This window comes from Bradyrhizobium sp. SZCCHNRI2009 (genome assembly GCF_032485115.1).
Taxonomy (GTDB): Bacteria; Pseudomonadota; Alphaproteobacteria; order Rhizobiales; family Xanthobacteraceae; genus Bradyrhizobium.
On the sequence record NZ_JAUEUH010000007.1, the window covers coordinates 164,629 to 180,000 of the forward strand.

Sequence of the window (15,372 nt, forward strand, 5' to 3'; positions counted from 1 at the left end):
GGTGGGCGGACTGTTCGTGCGCCCACCGCCTTGCTTGCTTGGACCCGCGTTGCGAATGGCGCGGGTCGCTGCTTCAGATCCGCCGTCCTAGTGCATCGTGCCTGCGGGCTGGCCGGTGCTGAAGATGCCGAGCGTGTGCCCGATGTTGAGGCCGGTCTGCGCGCCCTGTCCGATCTTCTTGAGCACGCTCCAGAAGCCCTGCAGCTCCATGTCGGTCGGCTGCGCGGCCGCCGCCTGCTGGCCCGGCTGGCCGGCGCTGAAGATGCCGAGGTCGTGGCCGACTTTGAGGCCGGTCTGGACGCCCTGACCGATCTTCTTGAGCACGCTCCAGAAGCTCTGCAGCTCCATGTCGGTGGGCTGCGCGGCCGCCGTCTGCTGGCCCGGCTGGCCAGCGCTGAAGATGCCGAGGTTGTGGCCGACGTCGAGGCCGGTCTGGACGCCCTGACCGATCTTCTTGAGCACGCTCCAGAAGCCCTGCAGCTCCATGTCGGTCGGCTGCGCCGCTGCGGGTGCCGCTTGCGGACCGGTGCTGAAGATGCCGAGGTTGTGGCCGACGTTGAGGCCGGTCTGGACGCCCTGTCCGATCTTCTTGAGCACGCTCCAGAAGCCCTGCAGCTCCATGTCGGTCGGCTGCGTCGCGGCGGTTGCGGCTTGCGGACCAGCGCTGAAGATGCCGAGGTTGTGGCCGACGTCGAGGCCGGTCTGGACGCCCTGTCCGATCTTCTTGAGCACGCTCCAGAAGCCCTGCAGCTCCATGTCGGTCGGCTGCGTCGCGGCGGTTGCGGCTTGCGGACCAGCGCTGAAGATGCCGAGGTTGTGGCCGACGTCGAGGCCGGTCTGGACGCCCTGTCCGATCTTCTTGAGCACGCTCCAGAAGCCCTGCAGCTCCATGTCGGTCGGCTGCGCGGCGGCTGCGGCCTGCGGGCCGGCGCTGAAGATGCCGAGGTTGTGCCCGACGTTGAGCCCGGTCTGGACGCCCTGTCCGATCTTCTTGAGCACGCTCCAGAAGCCCTGCAACTCCATCTCCGACGGCTGCTCGGTGCCGGGGCCGACCGAGAACGGCGCGAACCCGCCCGCGATTCCGCCGATGGCGCCGCCAAAGTCGCGGCCGGTCTTGCCGCCGATCAGGCGTCCGATCGCCTGTCCGGCGAACCTGCCGAGAACGGAGCCGAAGATCCCTTCGGGATTCAATTGACCATAGTCCTCAGTCGACTGCTGCATGCCACTCATGTTGAGCCTCCTCGCTCGTTGTTTGATCTTCGAGCGGCGCGCCGCTTGACCTCATCAGGCGTAGTTGCTGCGCGACGTCGATCGAGGGCGATGTTGCGCGCGTGGCCGTGATGCAAGTGTCAAGCGGGGCGTGAAAGTGCCGTCAAAATCGATCATGTGTGGAACGCATGGAGCAAGATCACGCGGATCGTCAGACGCGTAGCATGCGCCTGATTTCGCGCTGCAGGCTCTCGGTTTCGCTCTCCGGCGTGGCGCCGACCTGCTTTCGCAGCACGGTGCGGCAGAAGTCATATTGACGCAGGGCGTCGGCACGGCGGCCCTGCTGCGCGTAGCAGCGCATCAAGGTGCGGTGGACGTCCTCCTGCAGCGGATCTGCGGCCAGCACACGCAATGAGAACGTCGTGGCGATCTCCACATGTTCCCGGCCGCCGACGTCCAGCAGGCCCGCGATCGCCCGGATCGCCCGCGTCTTCAGTCGTTGACGCTCGGCGGAGAGCCATGCCTCGAACGCGCAGGACGTCGAGCTGATGCCGTCGAGCAACTCGCCCCGGAACAGCGCGGCGGCGCGGGCCATGGTTTCCAGATCGCCGAGCTGCAGCAGCACCTCGAATTCCTGCACGTCGGTCGTGACGGCGTTCGGATGGATGCGGATGTCGTCGCGTTCCGCCGAGATCACCTCGGTGCATTGCGGCAGCACCCGGCGCAGCGTCAACAGCGCCTGGCGCAGGTTTGCGCGCGCGTTGTCGCCGAAGCGGCCTTCCCACAGGAGGGCGGCAAGCTTGCTGCGTGAAATGCCGTGCGGAGAGGTGAGGGCGAGATAGCCCAGGAGCGTTGCCGCCTTGCGGCTTGGGATGACGACCTGCTCGCCGGAGACGCGTCTGATTTCAAGACCGCCAAAGAGATTGATACGCAGCAGACTCATTGTCTCTCTCCTCTGAATGGCGACTCGCTGCGATCGGCGCCTTGCCTGCAGAAGTCGAGCTTCTCGTGCGATGAGATTGAGCGGCTGCAGCCCGATCAGGTCTGCACGGTCGTCGCCGAACGGCGAGCCGCCACGCTGTTCGTTGTCATCGTCGAAATGAGATCGGCAATGCAGTTAAGTCTGTCCGAGCAACGTTCGGTTCAATCTTGGATTGTAGGACGAAGCGAGACCGTGCCGTTGTGGCTTGCAGTATGCACTCCATCGGGTCCAGTCTGGGCGCAGCCGGAACCGCACGCTGTGAGCTACGCCACACTCCACGTCGGACACCGTCGTGCCGCATGCTCCATGGTCAGGAAGATTGGATTGTTCCGATGAGATCGTTCCGCAAGGAACTTTGGTTCCAGACACCGGGCCGTCGCGCCTTCATCAACATCACGGATGATGTCGAGGCGGCGCTGAAGGAGAGCGGGGTGCGCGAAGGGCTGGTGCTGGTCAACGCGATGCACATCACCGCGTCGGTGTTCATCAACGACGACGAGAGCGGGCTGCATTTCGACTACGAGCAGTGGCTAGAGAAGCTGGCGCCGCACGAGCCGGTCGCGGGCTATCGGCACAACCGGACCGGCGAGGACAATGCCGACGCCCACATGAAGCGCCAGATCATGGGGCGCGAGGTCGTAGTCGCGATCACGCAAGGCAGGCTGGACTTCGGTCCGTGGGAACAGATCTTCTACGGCGAGTTCGACGGCGGTCGGCGCAAGCGCGTGCTGATCAAGATCATCGGGGAGTAGGGGGCGGTGTCGCCGTTTCCGGATGCGTTGACGCCTCCGACTGACCCATGTCGTCACGGCCGGGTTGGTCCGTGCCACAATCTCCGCTGTCGTCCCTGCGAACGCAGGGACCCATACCGCGGAATCTATCGGTGAGGCACAACTACCAGCCATCGTCCCATTGAAGCCGGTGGTTATGGGTCCCTGCGTTCGCAGGGACGACAATGCAGGGCTGCGAGGCGTCGGTGATTCAGCCACGAAGGAGAGGCGCTTCCGGAGGTCATCACACCATCGACCTTGGATCCCGCAGGCCCCAACGGCCGGCCTCGACCAGGGTGATGAAGCGCTCCTCGGCCTCATTAAACAACGCCGGCTCCTCCAGATTCAGCACATGGCCGGACTTCGGGAAGAACGTCAGTCCCGACGCCGGCAGGTGCTGCTTGAGGAACAGGCTCGGCTCGATGCAGGCGTCGTCCTCGTCGCCGCAAATGATCAGCGCGGGCGTGGCGACGCGGCGGATCGCATCCGTCATGATGTAGATCGAGGGCCTCGCGCCTTGAAAGCCGCGCATGGTGTTGGCCGAGCCCCTGGCGTCGTGGCGAGCGAGTGCGGCGTAGAAATCGGCGTGGCCGCGTGGGTCCTTGATCAGGAAGGGAATGCGGCCGGGCGCCTCGCGGGTGACCTTGGCGGTCTCGGCCGAGCCGAGGGTCTCGAACTGCTCGGCCGTGGCGCGGCACTGGGCGCGGAAGGCGTCGAGCTGCGTGAGGTCGGAGCCGGAGCCGACGCCGGCCAGCACCATCGAGCGGATGCGGCCGGGCGCGTTCAGCGCGACCTGCAGCGAGGAGTACGAGCCCATCGACAGGCCAACGAAATGGGCGCTGTCGATGCCGAGATGGTCCAGCACCGCCAGGGCGTCGGTGTAGAAGTGCACGTAGCTGTAGACGTCGGGCGCGGCCGGCACCTCCGAGGGCGTGTAGCCTCGCGCGGAGTAGGCGATGCAGCGGTGGCGGCGCGCGAAATAGCGCAACTGCGGCTCCCAGTTGGTGTGGTCGGCGGCGAACTCGTGCAGGAAGATGAGCGGCGTGCCGGCGCCGACCTCTTCGAAATAGAGGCGAACGCCGTCTTTGGCCGTTGCGTGGGGCATCGTCAGCTCCTCCCGTGTCACGTGCCGCATGTTGACGAGTCGCGCGACACGCGACAATGGCCGGGCCAGTAGCCTTGTTTTCGCCTCAAGATAGACCCGGAATCACCCTCTCGTCGCCAGTCTTTCGCCGCCGAAGGTCATGGTTTCGTCACACCGCGACTTTTTACGGACCCCGCTGGCGGCTTGCAGAGGGGCCGCGCTGAGGACCAGGGGGTGCCAAGTCAGGGTACTGGGGGAAGTAACAGAAGGATTGAGTATGGTTGTGTCTACCCTTCGCCGGTCGCTTCACGTCGTTGCGCTGACCATGTGCTCGGCAGTCGTCGCCGTCACCGCAACACCGGCATCGGCCCGTCCGCATCACGGCTCGGGGCATCATGCCCACCGCAGCCACGGCGGCCATCACTACGCAGGGCATCATCACCACCGGCGTTCCGTCGCCCGGCTGTCGCGCTGGGAGCGCGGCGTGGCGCGGGTGCAGGTGAGCGGCGTTGCCGACGCGCAGGCCAGCGTCATGATGCCGGGAACGGCGTCCGACGGCATGGCGTCGTCCGGCGGCTTCGGCGGCGGCAGCAGCGTCGTTTCCGCGGCGCGCAGCTTCATCGGCAGCGGCAATCCGACCGGCCGGCGCAGCCTGTGGTGCGCCCGTTTCATGAACATGGTGCTGGAGCGCACCGGCCATCGCGGCACCGGCTCCGACATGGCGCGCTCGTTCGCGAGCTATGGCCAGCGCGTCTCCGGCCCGCAGGTCGGCGCGATCGCGGTGATGAGCCGCCGCGGCGGCGGCCACGTCGGCGTGGTGTCGGGCGTCGATGCCCAGGGCAACCCGATCGTCATCTCCGGCAACAACGGCAACCGTGTCCGCGAGAGCGCGGTGTCGCGGGGGCGGGTGTACGCCTACGTGATGCCGAACTAACCAATCTCGAACTAATGAATCGAGCCGTCGAGGCTCGCTCGGTGTGCGCCTCCCCCGCTTGCGGGGGAGGTCGCATCGCATCTTCGATGCGATGCGGGTGGGGGAAGTCTCTCCACACGAAGATTTTCGGGTGGGGCGGCCCCCACCCTCCCCCGCAAGCGGGAGAGGGGGCGCGCCGCCGATGCAGCCAGCGCTCGAACTACACCAGCCGCGGCTGCTCCACGGCGAGTTCGTCGCCAACGGCGATATCGCCGGCTTCGATCACCTCGGCATAGATGCCGCATTCATTGTTGCCGCGCCGGGTCATCAGCGCGGGCGGAATGTCGAGGTCGCGGGCGGCCGTGTCCGGGTCGACGTTGACGGCGGCGCAGCGGGTGGTGGTCTTCACGACCTTCAGCCGCGCCGAGCCGATGCGCAGCGTCTCGCCCATGAGCGAGGTCTCGTGCCAGGCCGGCCAGCCGGTGACATAGACGTTGGCGCGGAAGCGCAGCGGGTGCACGGGAGCGCCGACCAAGGTCTCGATCTCCGCGATGGAGGCGAGGTTGATGATCGAGACCACCTTGCGCGCCAGATCCGTAAAAGCGTAACCACCGCCCGACAGCAGCTTTGGCGGCCCGCGCAGCTCGGCGGCGAACTCGCCTGCGAAGAAGCGCTCGATCGCCGCGCGGCCGTCGGGGCTCTCGAGATCGCCTTGGGCGATGATCGCGCCGTCCTTGCGGATGGTGAGGATGTTGGTCGCGTCGTCGAAGATGGTCTTGAAGCCGGCGAGGCGCTCGTTGCGCATCAGCATCAGATACGCCGTCTTCGGTTTCCACACCGGAGCTGCGGGATCGAATCCGCTGGGACCGTTCTCGAGCGCGTAGCGGCGGTCGGCCGGCAGGGTCTGGCCGACCCGCAAAGGCGCCCTCCGCAATGGTTCCGGGGTAAGGCCCTTGACGGGATAGCGGTACAGGCCGGCGATGCGCGCGGGAGGGGTCTGGCTCATGCCGCCTCATAGGAGATTCCCTTGGCCGCGGCCAGGGCACACGAATTTGTGAAGCGGCCTCTTCCGTTTTCGCACCGCCTTCCCACATTTCCACTCAAGCCGGGCGCAAGCCGGCGACGTCAATGGTTGCGGCGTTGATGGACGTCAACGTGCGCGGTCCGAAACCCAATGAAGATGCTGAAGCCGTGCCTTCGGGGCGTCACAGCAGGCTGAGGGAAACATCATGAATATCGAAAAATATACCGAGCGCGCGCGGGGCTTCATCCAATCGGCGCAGTCGCTGGCGATGCGCGACGGCCATCAGCAGTTCTCGCCGCTGCATCTGCTGAAGGTCCTGCTCGACGACGGCGAGGGACTCGCTGGCGGTCTGATTGATCGCGCCGGCGGCAATTCGCGTGCGATTTTGAAGGCGACCGAGGATGCGCTGGGCAAGCTGCCGAAGGTGTCGGGCAGTGGCGCCGGGCAGATCTATCTGTCGCCCGAGCTGGCGCGCGCCTTCGACGCGGCGGAGAAGGCGGCTGAGAAGGCCGGCGACAGTTTCGTCACGGTGGAGCGGCTGCTGCTCGGCCTGACGCTGGAGAAGAACAGCGAAGCTGGCGGCATCCTCGCCAAGGGCGGCGTCACCGCGCAGAACCTCAACGCAGCGATCGAATCCTTGCGCAAGGGCCGCACGGCCGACTCGGCGACCGCCGAGAATGCGTATGACGCCTTGAAGAAATATGCCCGCGACCTGACCCAGGCGGCGCGCGACGGCAAGCTCGATCCGGTGATCGGCCGCGACGAGGAGATCCGCCGCACCATTCAAGTTCTGTCGCGTCGGACCAAGAACAACCCCGTGCTGATCGGCGAGCCCGGCGTCGGCAAGACCGCGATCGTCGAGGGCCTCGCGCTGCGCATCGTCAATGGCGACGTGCCGGAGAGCCTGAAGGACAAGCGGCTTTTGTCGCTCGATCTGGGCGCGCTGATCGCCGGCGCGAAATATCGCGGCGAGTTCGAGGAGCGGCTGAAGGCCGTGCTGCAGGAGGTCACGTCGGCCGAAGGCAGCTTCGTGCTGTTCATCGACGAGATGCACACCCTGATCGGTGCCGGCAAGGCCGACGGCGCGATGGATGCGTCGAACCTGCTGAAGCCCGCGCTCGCCCGCGGCGAGCTGCACTGCATCGGCGCGACCACGCTCGATGAGTATCAGAAGCACGTCGAGAAGGACGCGGCCTTGGCGCGGCGGTTTCAGCCGGTCTACGTCACCGAGCCGACGGTCGAGGATACCATCTCGATCCTGCGCGGCCTGAAGGACAAATACGAGCAGCATCACGGCGTGCGCATCACCGACTCTGCGCTGGTGGCGTCGGCCACGCTGTCGAACCGCTACATCACCGACCGCTTCCTGCCCGACAAGGCCATCGACCTGATGGACGAGGCGGCGGCGCGGCTGAAGATGCAGGTCGACAGCAAGCCCGAGGAACTGGACTCGCTGGATCGCGAGATCATCCGGCTCAAGATCGAGCAGGAGGCCTTGAAGAAGGAGAGCGATCTCGGCTCCAAGACGCGGCTGCAGGTGCTGGAGAAGGAGCTCGCCGATCTCGAGGAGAAGTCGGCGGCGCTGACGTCGAAATGGAGCGCCGAGAAGGACAAGCTGTCGAACGCGCAGAAGCTCAAGAGCGAGCTGGACGGCCTGCGCATCGAGCTCGCCAACGCGCAGCGCCGCGGCGAGTATCAGAAGGCGGGCGAGCTGGCCTATGGCCGCATCCCCGAGCTGGAGAAGCAGCTGGCCGACATCGAGGCCAAGGAGAATGCCGGGGAGATGATGGAGGAGGCGGTCACCGCCAACCACATCGCGCAGGTGGTCTCGCGCTGGACCGGCGTGCCGGTCGACAAGATGCTCGAGGGCGAGAAGGACAAGCTCCTGCGCATGGAGGACTCGCTCGGCAAGCGCGTCGTCGGCCAGTTCGAAGCCGTGCATGCGGTCGCGACCGCCGTGCGGCGCTCGCGTGCCGGCTTGCAGGACCCGCACCGGCCGATGGGCTCGTTCATGTTCCTAGGGCCGACCGGTGTCGGCAAGACCGAGCTGACGAAAGCGCTCGCCGAGTATCTGTTCAACGACGAAACCGCGATGGTCCGGCTCGACATGTCCGAGTACATGGAGAAGCACTCGGTGTCGCGGCTGATCGGCGCGCCTCCCGGCTATGTCGGCTATGACGAGGGCGGGGCGCTGACCGAGGCCGTGCGGCGCCGGCCGTACCAGGTCGTCTTGTTCGACGAGATCGAGAAGGCGCATCCGGACGTGTTCAACGTTCTCTTGCAGGTGCTCGACGACGGCCGCCTGACCGATGGCCAGGGCCGCACCGTCGACTTCCGCAACACGCTGATCATCATGACCAGCAATCTCGGCTCCGAGTTCCTGGTCAATCAGCCGGAGGGCGAGGATACGTCGGAGGTGCGCGAGCTGGTGATGGGCACGGTGCGGAGCCATTTCCGACCCGAGTTCCTCAACCGCGTCGACGAGATCATCCTGTTCCACCGCCTGCAGAAGAGCGAGATGGGTCGGATCGTCGAGATCCAGTTCGCGCGTCTCCAGAAGCTCCTGGAGGAGCGCAAGATCACGCTGTCGCTCGATGGCGACGCGCGCGACTGGCTTGCCGCCAAGGGCTGGGATCCGGCTTACGGCGCACGGCCGTTGAAGCGGGTGATCCAGCGCAGCGTGCAGGATCCGCTCGCCGAGATGATCCTCGCCGGAGACGTGAAGGACGGCGATCACATGACGATCTCGGCCGAAGGCAATGTGCTGACCTTCAACGGCAAGGTGCCGCACACTGCCGAGATCGCGACGTTCGAGGCGCCGATCCCGAAGCGCAAGCTGAACTGAGCGGCGTTTCGCCGAACTGAAACGGAAGCGGCCCGCGCTGAGCGATCAGCGCGGGCCGTTTTCAGTTGAACGCGCCTTTGGGGGGGCGAGGGGTCTCGCTCACCGGCTGACCTGGATCGGGCCGGCGTCGGAGATGCGCGAGGCGCCGGTGCCGCGGCTGGTCATCATCTGGTCGACGCGGTCGCGCTCCTTCTCGAAGTTGGCCATGATCGGGCCCTCGAGCGACCGGCCCCGCGGCAGCTTCACGCGCATCGGGTCGACGAAGCGGCCGTTGACGAGGATCTCATAGTGGACGTGCGGGCCGGTCGACATGCCGGTCGAGCCGACGAAACCGATGACCTGGCCCTGGCGCACGCGCTTGCCGGGCTCCATGCCCTTGGCAAACGCCGACATGTGGCCGTAGGCGGTCTCGTATCCGTTGTTGTGCTTGATGCGGATATATTTGCCGTAGCCGCCTTCCTGGCCGACCTTCTCGAGCACGCCGTTGCCGGAGGCGAAAATGGGGGTGCCGTAGGCGGTGGCCCAGTCGACGCCGGTGTGCATCTTCACGAAGCCGAGAATCGGATGGCGGCGGCCGCCAAAGCCGGAGCGCATGATCGCGTTGTTGACCGGCTTGCGCACCAGGAACTTCTTCGCGCTCTTGCCGGTCTCGTCGTAATAGTCGACGACACTGTCGTCGGGGGTCTGGAACCGGTAGTATTTCTTGGTCTCGCCGCCGACCGTCAGCGAAGTGAACAGCACCTCGGTCTTGTCGTTGTTGCCAGGCTTGTCGTCGTCGTCGCCGGCATAGAAGACGTCGAACGAATCCCCAGGCTGCACCTTGCGCTGGAAATCGACGTCGTAGGAGTAGATGCGGATCATGTCCTCGATGACCGGCGCGGGCACCTTGTTGCGCATCGCCGTCTCGTAAATGCTCTGATAGAGGCGGACACCGGTGCCGTCATCCTCCTCGTCATTGGTGTTGTCGGCGGTCTCGGTGACCGTGTTCATGCTCTGCGCGTCCACGGCGACGTATCGTCCGAGGTCCGACAGCGCGGCCACCGCCTCGATCATGGTGTCGTTGGCGACGATGACCCGGAACGGCTGTAGCCGGGCGCCGGGGGCAGGGCTGGATGGCGCCATCAGGATGCGCAGTTTCTCGCCTTCCTTCAGGCCGCCGTCACGGCCGCGCGGGCCGAGCTGGGCGGCGATCGCCTTGGCTTCGTCGGGCGTCGCGCCCTGGTCGCGCAGGATCGAGGCGACGGTATCGCCCTTCTTGACCAGGTGGACGCGCTCGCCGAGTGGATTGCCGCCGGTGATCTGGTCCTTGGTCTTGGGGAGCAAGGTGACATTTTCCGGCACCACCCGGGTCTCGAAGCCGGCGTAAGGATCGGGCAAGGTGCCGTCATTGGCATAGGACAGTTTCAGGTCGCCGCCTTGGACGGCCTGCGCGCCGGCCGCGTCGGCGGCGGCATTGGCAAGCGAGGCGTAGCGTACGCCGCCATTGTTGCCGCGCCAGTTCGCCGCATCACGGACCCGCATGACGATTTCGTCGAGCGCCACCGAGGTTGCGATCTTCGCCTTGGGGAGCACCGCGGCGAGATCCTTGGTCACGAACGAGACCTCGGCGTCGGGCTCGACGGCCTCGGGATTGTTCGGATCCTCGCCGGACCCTGTCTTGTCGTTGTCGGTGTCGCTCAGCAGGCGCTGGGCGTTGAACGGCGGGATCTTGGCGGAAAGATCGCTCGTCGTCATCGACAGGTTGCCCGAGATCCGGACATAGGGACGGACCCGGATGAGCTCGCGCGATCCCGCGCGGGTCACGGTCGAGATGCGCACCACATTGCGGGCCGCGGCCGCTTCGCTCGGCGGCGGCAGGCGGTCGCTCTTGCGCAGGGTGGCGACGCGGTCATTGGCACCGAAGGCGCCGCGCAGCGCGCTCTCCATCCGCTCCGGCATGCGCGCGAAGGTCATTTCGCCGTCGAGCGAGGCGAAAACGGCGCCGCCGATGAGGGCTGCGCCGCATAGACCCGTCAGAATCGTACCAGAGAACCATTGTACGGAAACGCGGCGGCGGTCGATCACCGCGGCCTCGGAGCCATCGACCGATAGCGGCGGCTCATGACCGAGATCGATCATGCCGACCTCGCGTCCATACCCCCCGCGTGACGTCCGATGGTTCAACCTTCGTCCCCCAAATTCAAAGTCAGCACCGAGATCACTCAGCTGCCGGTTGGCTTAACGTCCAAGACAAACGGCTCGGAATGATGGCGCGCTTCTGACGGTTCGAGACTCTCTGGCTGGAAAGCCGGAATCCGCAAACCGCTATTGTTCTTCAGGATCTCTCGATGTCGTCTCGGCCGTATCAGGCGAAGGGCTCGCCACTTCCTTGATCTGGATCATCCTTGAATCGATGGCAGTCCCCGCTGGACCCAAATCAACCCAGGTCGATGCTTAACAAATCGTCGCAGGATTGTGGCCCAAGTGGGGCACGAAGTCCGCAAGAAGTCGGGGTTCTCCTGCTGTCCGGAAAAAAATGATTCGATGCGACGATTTGTTGACATTGGGCGTTGACACCCCGATCGGCCCCCCCTATAAACCCGATCACTGAGCGCGGCGCCGCTTCGGGACACACCGAGGCGAGCATTCGCGCCAATATTGCTCCTCACTTCTGTTGAGTGATGCACAACCGGTAAAACCCGGTTGCTCATCGACGTCGGAAGATGTTGGGCGCCCCTCCATCCGAGGGTGGGACCGAGGTCCCGGGCTGTTTGACAAGTGAAGATGAAGAAAGAGAAACGTGGACGGCGGAGTCCTTGCGGGTCTCGGGATTGAGGGCTTCGGCTTTTGGTTCTGGGATCGGACGAGAAGACTTCGGCGGACAATGTTTCAAAGGTAACACCATGGTATTTGCGCTGTGAAGCGTGGGTACTGATTGGTGGGACCTCGTCAAACGTTGTGATCAGCCGGTTCAAAGCTTCAAGTTCAACTTGAGAGTTTGATCCTGGCTCAGAGCGAACGCTGGCGGCAGGCTTAACACATGCAAGTCGAGCGGGCGTAGCAATACGTCAGCGGCAGACGGGTGAGTAACGCGTGGGAACGTACCTTTTGGTTCGGAACAACACAGGGAAACTTGTGCTAATACCGGATAAGCCCTTACGGGGAAAGATTTATCGCCGAAAGATCGGCCCGCGTCTGATTAGCTAGTTGGTGGGGTAATGGCCCACCAAGGCGACGATCAGTAGCTGGTCTGAGAGGATGATCAGCCACATTGGGACTGAGACACGGCCCAAACTCCTACGGGAGGCAGCAGTGGGGAATATTGGACAATGGGGGCAACCCTGATCCAGCCATGCCGCGTGAGTGATGAAGGCCCTAGGGTTGTAAAGCTCTTTTGTGCGGGAAGATAATGACGGTACCGCAAGAATAAGCCCCGGCTAACTTCGTGCCAGCAGCCGCGGTAATACGAAGGGGGCTAGCGTTGCTCGGAATCACTGGGCGTAAAGGGTGCGTAGGCGGGTCTTTAAGTCAGGGGTGAAATCCTGGAGCTCAACTCCAGAACTGCCTTTGATACTGAAGATCTTGAGTTCGGGAGAGGTGAGTGGAACTGCGAGTGTAGAGGTGAAATTCGTAGATATTCGCAAGAACACCAGTGGCGAAGGCGGCTCACTGGCCCGATACTGACGCTGAGGCACGAAAGCGTGGGGAGCAAACAGGATTAGATACCCTGGTAGTCCACGCCGTAAACGATGAATGCCAGCCGTTGGTGGGTTTACTCACCAGTGGCGCAGCTAACGCTTTAAGCATTCCGCCTGGGGAGTACGGTCGCAAGATTAAAACTCAAAGGAATTGACGGGGGCCCGCACAAGCGGTGGAGCATGTGGTTTAATTCGACGCAACGCGCAGAACCTTACCAGCCCTTGACATGTTTGGGACCGGTCGCAGAGACGTGACCTTCTCTTCGGAGCCCGAAACACAGGTGCTGCATGGCTGTCGTCAGCTCGTGTCGTGAGATGTTGGGTTAAGTCCCGCAACGAGCGCAACCCCCGTCCTTAGTTGCTACCATTTAGTTGAGCACTCTAAGGAGACTGCCGGTGATAAGCCGCGAGGAAGGTGGGGATGACGTCAAGTCCTCATGGCCCTTACGGGCTGGGCTACACACGTGCTACAATGGCGGTGACAGTGGGAAGCTAAGGGGCAACCCTTCGCAAATCTCAAAAAGCCGTCTCAGTTCGGATTGGGCTCTGCAACTCGAGCCCATGAAGTTGGAATCGCTAGTAATCGTGGATCAGCACGCCACGGTGAATACGTTCCCGGGCCTTGTACACACCGCCCGTCACACCATGGGAGTTGGCTTTACCTGAAGGCGGTGCGCTAACCAGCAATGGAGGCAGCCGACCACGGTAGGGTCAGCGACTGGGGTGAAGTCGTAACAAGGTAGCCGTAGGGGAACCTGCGGCTGGATCACCTCCTTTCTAAGGATGGCTCTTCAGCATGATCTTCGGATCGATCGACCTTCGGGTTGATCAGCTATCGAGCTGTTTTAGAAACATCAGGGGCCACCGAGACCGCCAGGTCTTGCGTGAGCTCCATTGGCGGGATTTCGCCGTCTTCGTTTCTCTTTCTTCGCGGACGAACACGCTGCCTGGGGCTGCGCGGTTGCTGCATTTGCCCTCACGGGCAGGGTGGCGACGAGCTTCGAGCGTTAGGGCTTGTAGCTCAGTTGGTTAGAGCGCGCGCTTGATAAGCGTGAGGTCGGAAGTTCAAGTCTTCCCAGGCCCACCACTTTCTGGCGTCTCTCACTCTCTGGTCTGGCTTGGCATTCGTCTTCTGGTTACGGGGCCATAGCTCAGCTGGGAGAGCGCGTGCTTTGCAAGCATGAGGTCGTCGGTTCGATCCCGTCTGGCTCCACCAGATGGTCTGATTGCCGAGCGATCGCTTGACAGCGCTGGTTCAACATCGTCCGCGAGACAACACTTCGCATCTTCTGATCCTCACCGGGATTACAGAAGACTGCGTGTTATCTGACATCGTGAAGAGGAGATCGATCCGAGTTGGGTCGTGCAATGGAGCGTCACCGCGCAAGCGGTCCGCGCTTCGACTATGCACCGACACTTCACTATCTCCGGGTCATTTCGGCGCAGGCTGGAAGCTGTGAAGCATCCTGTCTGTTGTAAATGACTCTGTTGGCTGCGCTTGACCGCACGGCCATCGGTTCGATCTTAAGAAGCAAGCTGGTCTTTCTAATCAGTGTCCGCGCTGCTCCAACGCTTAGTCCTTCGGGACGGTGGGAGCGGTGAACATTCTGCCGAGTGTGTGGACATTGATAATGAGAGCAATCAAGTGCCTTAAGGGTGTTCGGTGGATGCCTTGGCGCTGAGAGGCGATGAAGGACGTGCTACGCTGCGATAAGCCGTGGGGAGCTGCGAAGAAGCTTTGATCCGCGGATTTCCGAATGGGGAAACCCACCTTCGATAGCCGGAACTCCAAGACCTTGGTCTTGGTGTTCGACCAGGAGACTGTGAGAATTCAAGGCCGTGAGGTTTTGGATTTCCGGTTATCAAGAGAAGGTATGAGACTTCTGAATCCATAGGAGGTTTCAAGCGAACCCAGGGAACTGAAACATCTAAGTACCTGGAGGAAAGGACATCAACCGAGACTCCGCTAGTAGTGGCGAGCGAACGCGGACCAGGCCAGTCATGAATGTAAGCCAACCAGAACCTGTCAGGAAAGCAGGGCCTCAGAGGGTGATAGCCCCGTATGGGTAATGCAAGCATTCATGCTCGAGTAAGGCGGGACACGTGCAATCCTGTCTGAACATGGGGGGACCACCCTCCAAGCCTAAGTACTCCTCAGCGACCGATAGTGAACCAGTACCGTGAGGGAAAGGTGAAAAGCACCCCGACGAGGGGAGTGAAATAGACCTGAAACCGGACACCTACAAACAGACGGAGCCCAAGATGCGTTCTGGGTGACGTCGTACCTTTTGTATTATGGGCCAGCGACTTAATTTAACGAGCAAGCTTAAGCCGATAGGCGTAGGCGTAGCGAAAGCGAGTCTGAACAGGGCGTCAAGTTCGTTGTATTAGACCCGAAACCTAGTGATCTAGCCATGAGCAGGTTGAAGGTGAGGTAACACTCACTGGAGGACCGAACGGGTGCCTGTTGAAAAAGGCTCCGATGACTTGTGGTTAGGGGTGAAAGGCCAATCAAACTGGGAAATAGCTGGTTCTCCGCGAAAGATATTTAGGTATCGCCTCGGACGAATACCTCAGGGGGTAGAGCACTGGATGGGCTAGGGGGACTTACCGTCTTACCAAACCCAACCAAACTCCGAATACCTGAGAGTACTATCCGGGAGTCACACGGCGGGTGCTAACGTCCGTCGTGGAGAGGGAAACAACCCTGACCTACAGCTAAGGCCCCCAATTCGTGGCTAAGTGGGAAAGGATGTGGAAATCCCAAAACAACCAGGAGGTTGGCTTAGAAGCAGCCATCCTTTAAAGAAAGCGTAACAGCTCACTGGTCTAAATAAGGGTTTCTGCGCCGAAGATGTAACGGGGCTC

At 63.0% G+C, this 15,372-nt stretch carries 8 protein-coding genes, 2 tRNA genes and 2 rRNA genes (1 of these 12 only partly in view); 7 read left to right on the top strand and 5 right to left on the bottom strand.

Annotated elements, in window-relative coordinates:
- Positions 1 to 87: 87 nt before the first annotated feature.
- Together QX041_RS24375 and QX041_RS24380 are read right to left on the bottom strand one after the other, a co-directional pair.
- Positions 88 to 1,230 (bottom strand): hypothetical protein, encoded by a 1,143-nt coding sequence (locus tag QX041_RS24375; RefSeq protein ID WP_316166767.1) that lies wholly within the window; start codon positions 1,228 to 1,230, stop codon positions 88 to 90.
- Positions 1,231 to 1,420: 190 nt separating this feature from the next.
- The gene (locus QX041_RS24380) at positions 1,421 to 2,152 is read right to left on the bottom strand and encodes a BTAD domain-containing putative transcriptional regulator (protein ID WP_315826647.1); all 732 of its coding nucleotides are present in this window, start codon (positions 2,150 to 2,152) and stop codon (positions 1,421 to 1,423) included.
- A 371-nt stretch (positions 2,153 to 2,523) separates the two neighbouring features.
- Here QX041_RS24380 and QX041_RS24385 point away from each other — a divergent pair, with 371 nt between their 5' ends.
- The gene (locus QX041_RS24385; protein ID WP_315755973.1) at positions 2,524 to 2,943 is read left to right on the top strand and encodes a secondary thiamine-phosphate synthase enzyme YjbQ; all 420 of its coding nucleotides are present in this window, start codon (positions 2,524 to 2,526) and stop codon (positions 2,941 to 2,943) included.
- Between the two features lie 262 nt (positions 2,944 to 3,205).
- Here the strand turns inward: QX041_RS24385 and QX041_RS24390 are convergent, their stop codons facing one another.
- The gene (locus tag QX041_RS24390) at positions 3,206 to 4,066 is read right to left on the bottom strand and encodes an alpha/beta hydrolase (RefSeq protein ID WP_316166769.1); all 861 of its coding nucleotides are present in this window, start codon (positions 4,064 to 4,066) and stop codon (positions 3,206 to 3,208) included.
- Between the two features lie 256 nt (positions 4,067 to 4,322).
- Between QX041_RS24390 and QX041_RS24395 the strand changes: the two genes are divergently transcribed.
- The gene (locus QX041_RS24395) at positions 4,323 to 4,979 is read left to right on the top strand and encodes a TIGR02594 family protein (protein ID WP_315718092.1); all 657 of its coding nucleotides are present in this window, start codon (positions 4,323 to 4,325) and stop codon (positions 4,977 to 4,979) included.
- A 199-nt stretch (positions 4,980 to 5,178) separates the two neighbouring features.
- Here the strand turns inward: QX041_RS24395 and QX041_RS24400 are convergent, their stop codons facing one another.
- Positions 5,179 to 5,964, bottom strand: coding sequence for an MOSC domain-containing protein (locus QX041_RS24400; RefSeq protein WP_316166771.1), 786 nt, complete (start codon positions 5,962 to 5,964; stop codon positions 5,179 to 5,181).
- Positions 5,965 to 6,187: 223 nt separating this feature from the next.
- On the opposite strand from QX041_RS24400, the gene clpB reads away from it, so the two are divergent.
- Positions 6,188 to 8,827 (top strand): ATP-dependent chaperone ClpB, encoded by a 2,640-nt coding sequence (clpB, locus tag QX041_RS24405; RefSeq protein ID WP_316166772.1) that lies wholly within the window; start codon positions 6,188 to 6,190, stop codon positions 8,825 to 8,827.
- Between the two features lie 99 nt (positions 8,828 to 8,926).
- Here clpB and QX041_RS24410 read toward each other — a convergent pair whose 3' ends face one another.
- Positions 8,927 to 10,990: a M23 family metallopeptidase gene (locus QX041_RS24410; protein ID WP_315718088.1), complete on the bottom strand. Its 2,064-nt coding sequence runs from the start codon at positions 10,988 to 10,990 to the stop codon at positions 8,927 to 8,929.
- Between the two features lie 802 nt (positions 10,991 to 11,792).
- On the opposite strand from QX041_RS24410, the gene QX041_RS24415 reads away from it, so the two are divergent.
- From QX041_RS24415 to QX041_RS24430, 4 genes are all read left to right on the top strand, one after another.
- Positions 11,793 to 13,281 (top strand): 16S ribosomal RNA (locus QX041_RS24415).
- 233 nt (positions 13,282 to 13,514) lie between these two features.
- Positions 13,515 to 13,591, top strand: a tRNA-Ile gene (locus tag QX041_RS24420).
- A 53-nt stretch (positions 13,592 to 13,644) separates the two neighbouring features.
- A tRNA-Ala gene (locus tag QX041_RS24425) sits at positions 13,645 to 13,720 on the top strand.
- A gap of 423 nt (positions 13,721 to 14,143) precedes the next feature.
- Positions 14,144 to 15,372 (top strand): 23S ribosomal RNA (locus QX041_RS24430) (it continues 1,616 nt past the right edge of the window).
- Together the 16S and 23S rRNA genes with 2 tRNA genes alongside form the textbook arrangement of a ribosomal RNA operon.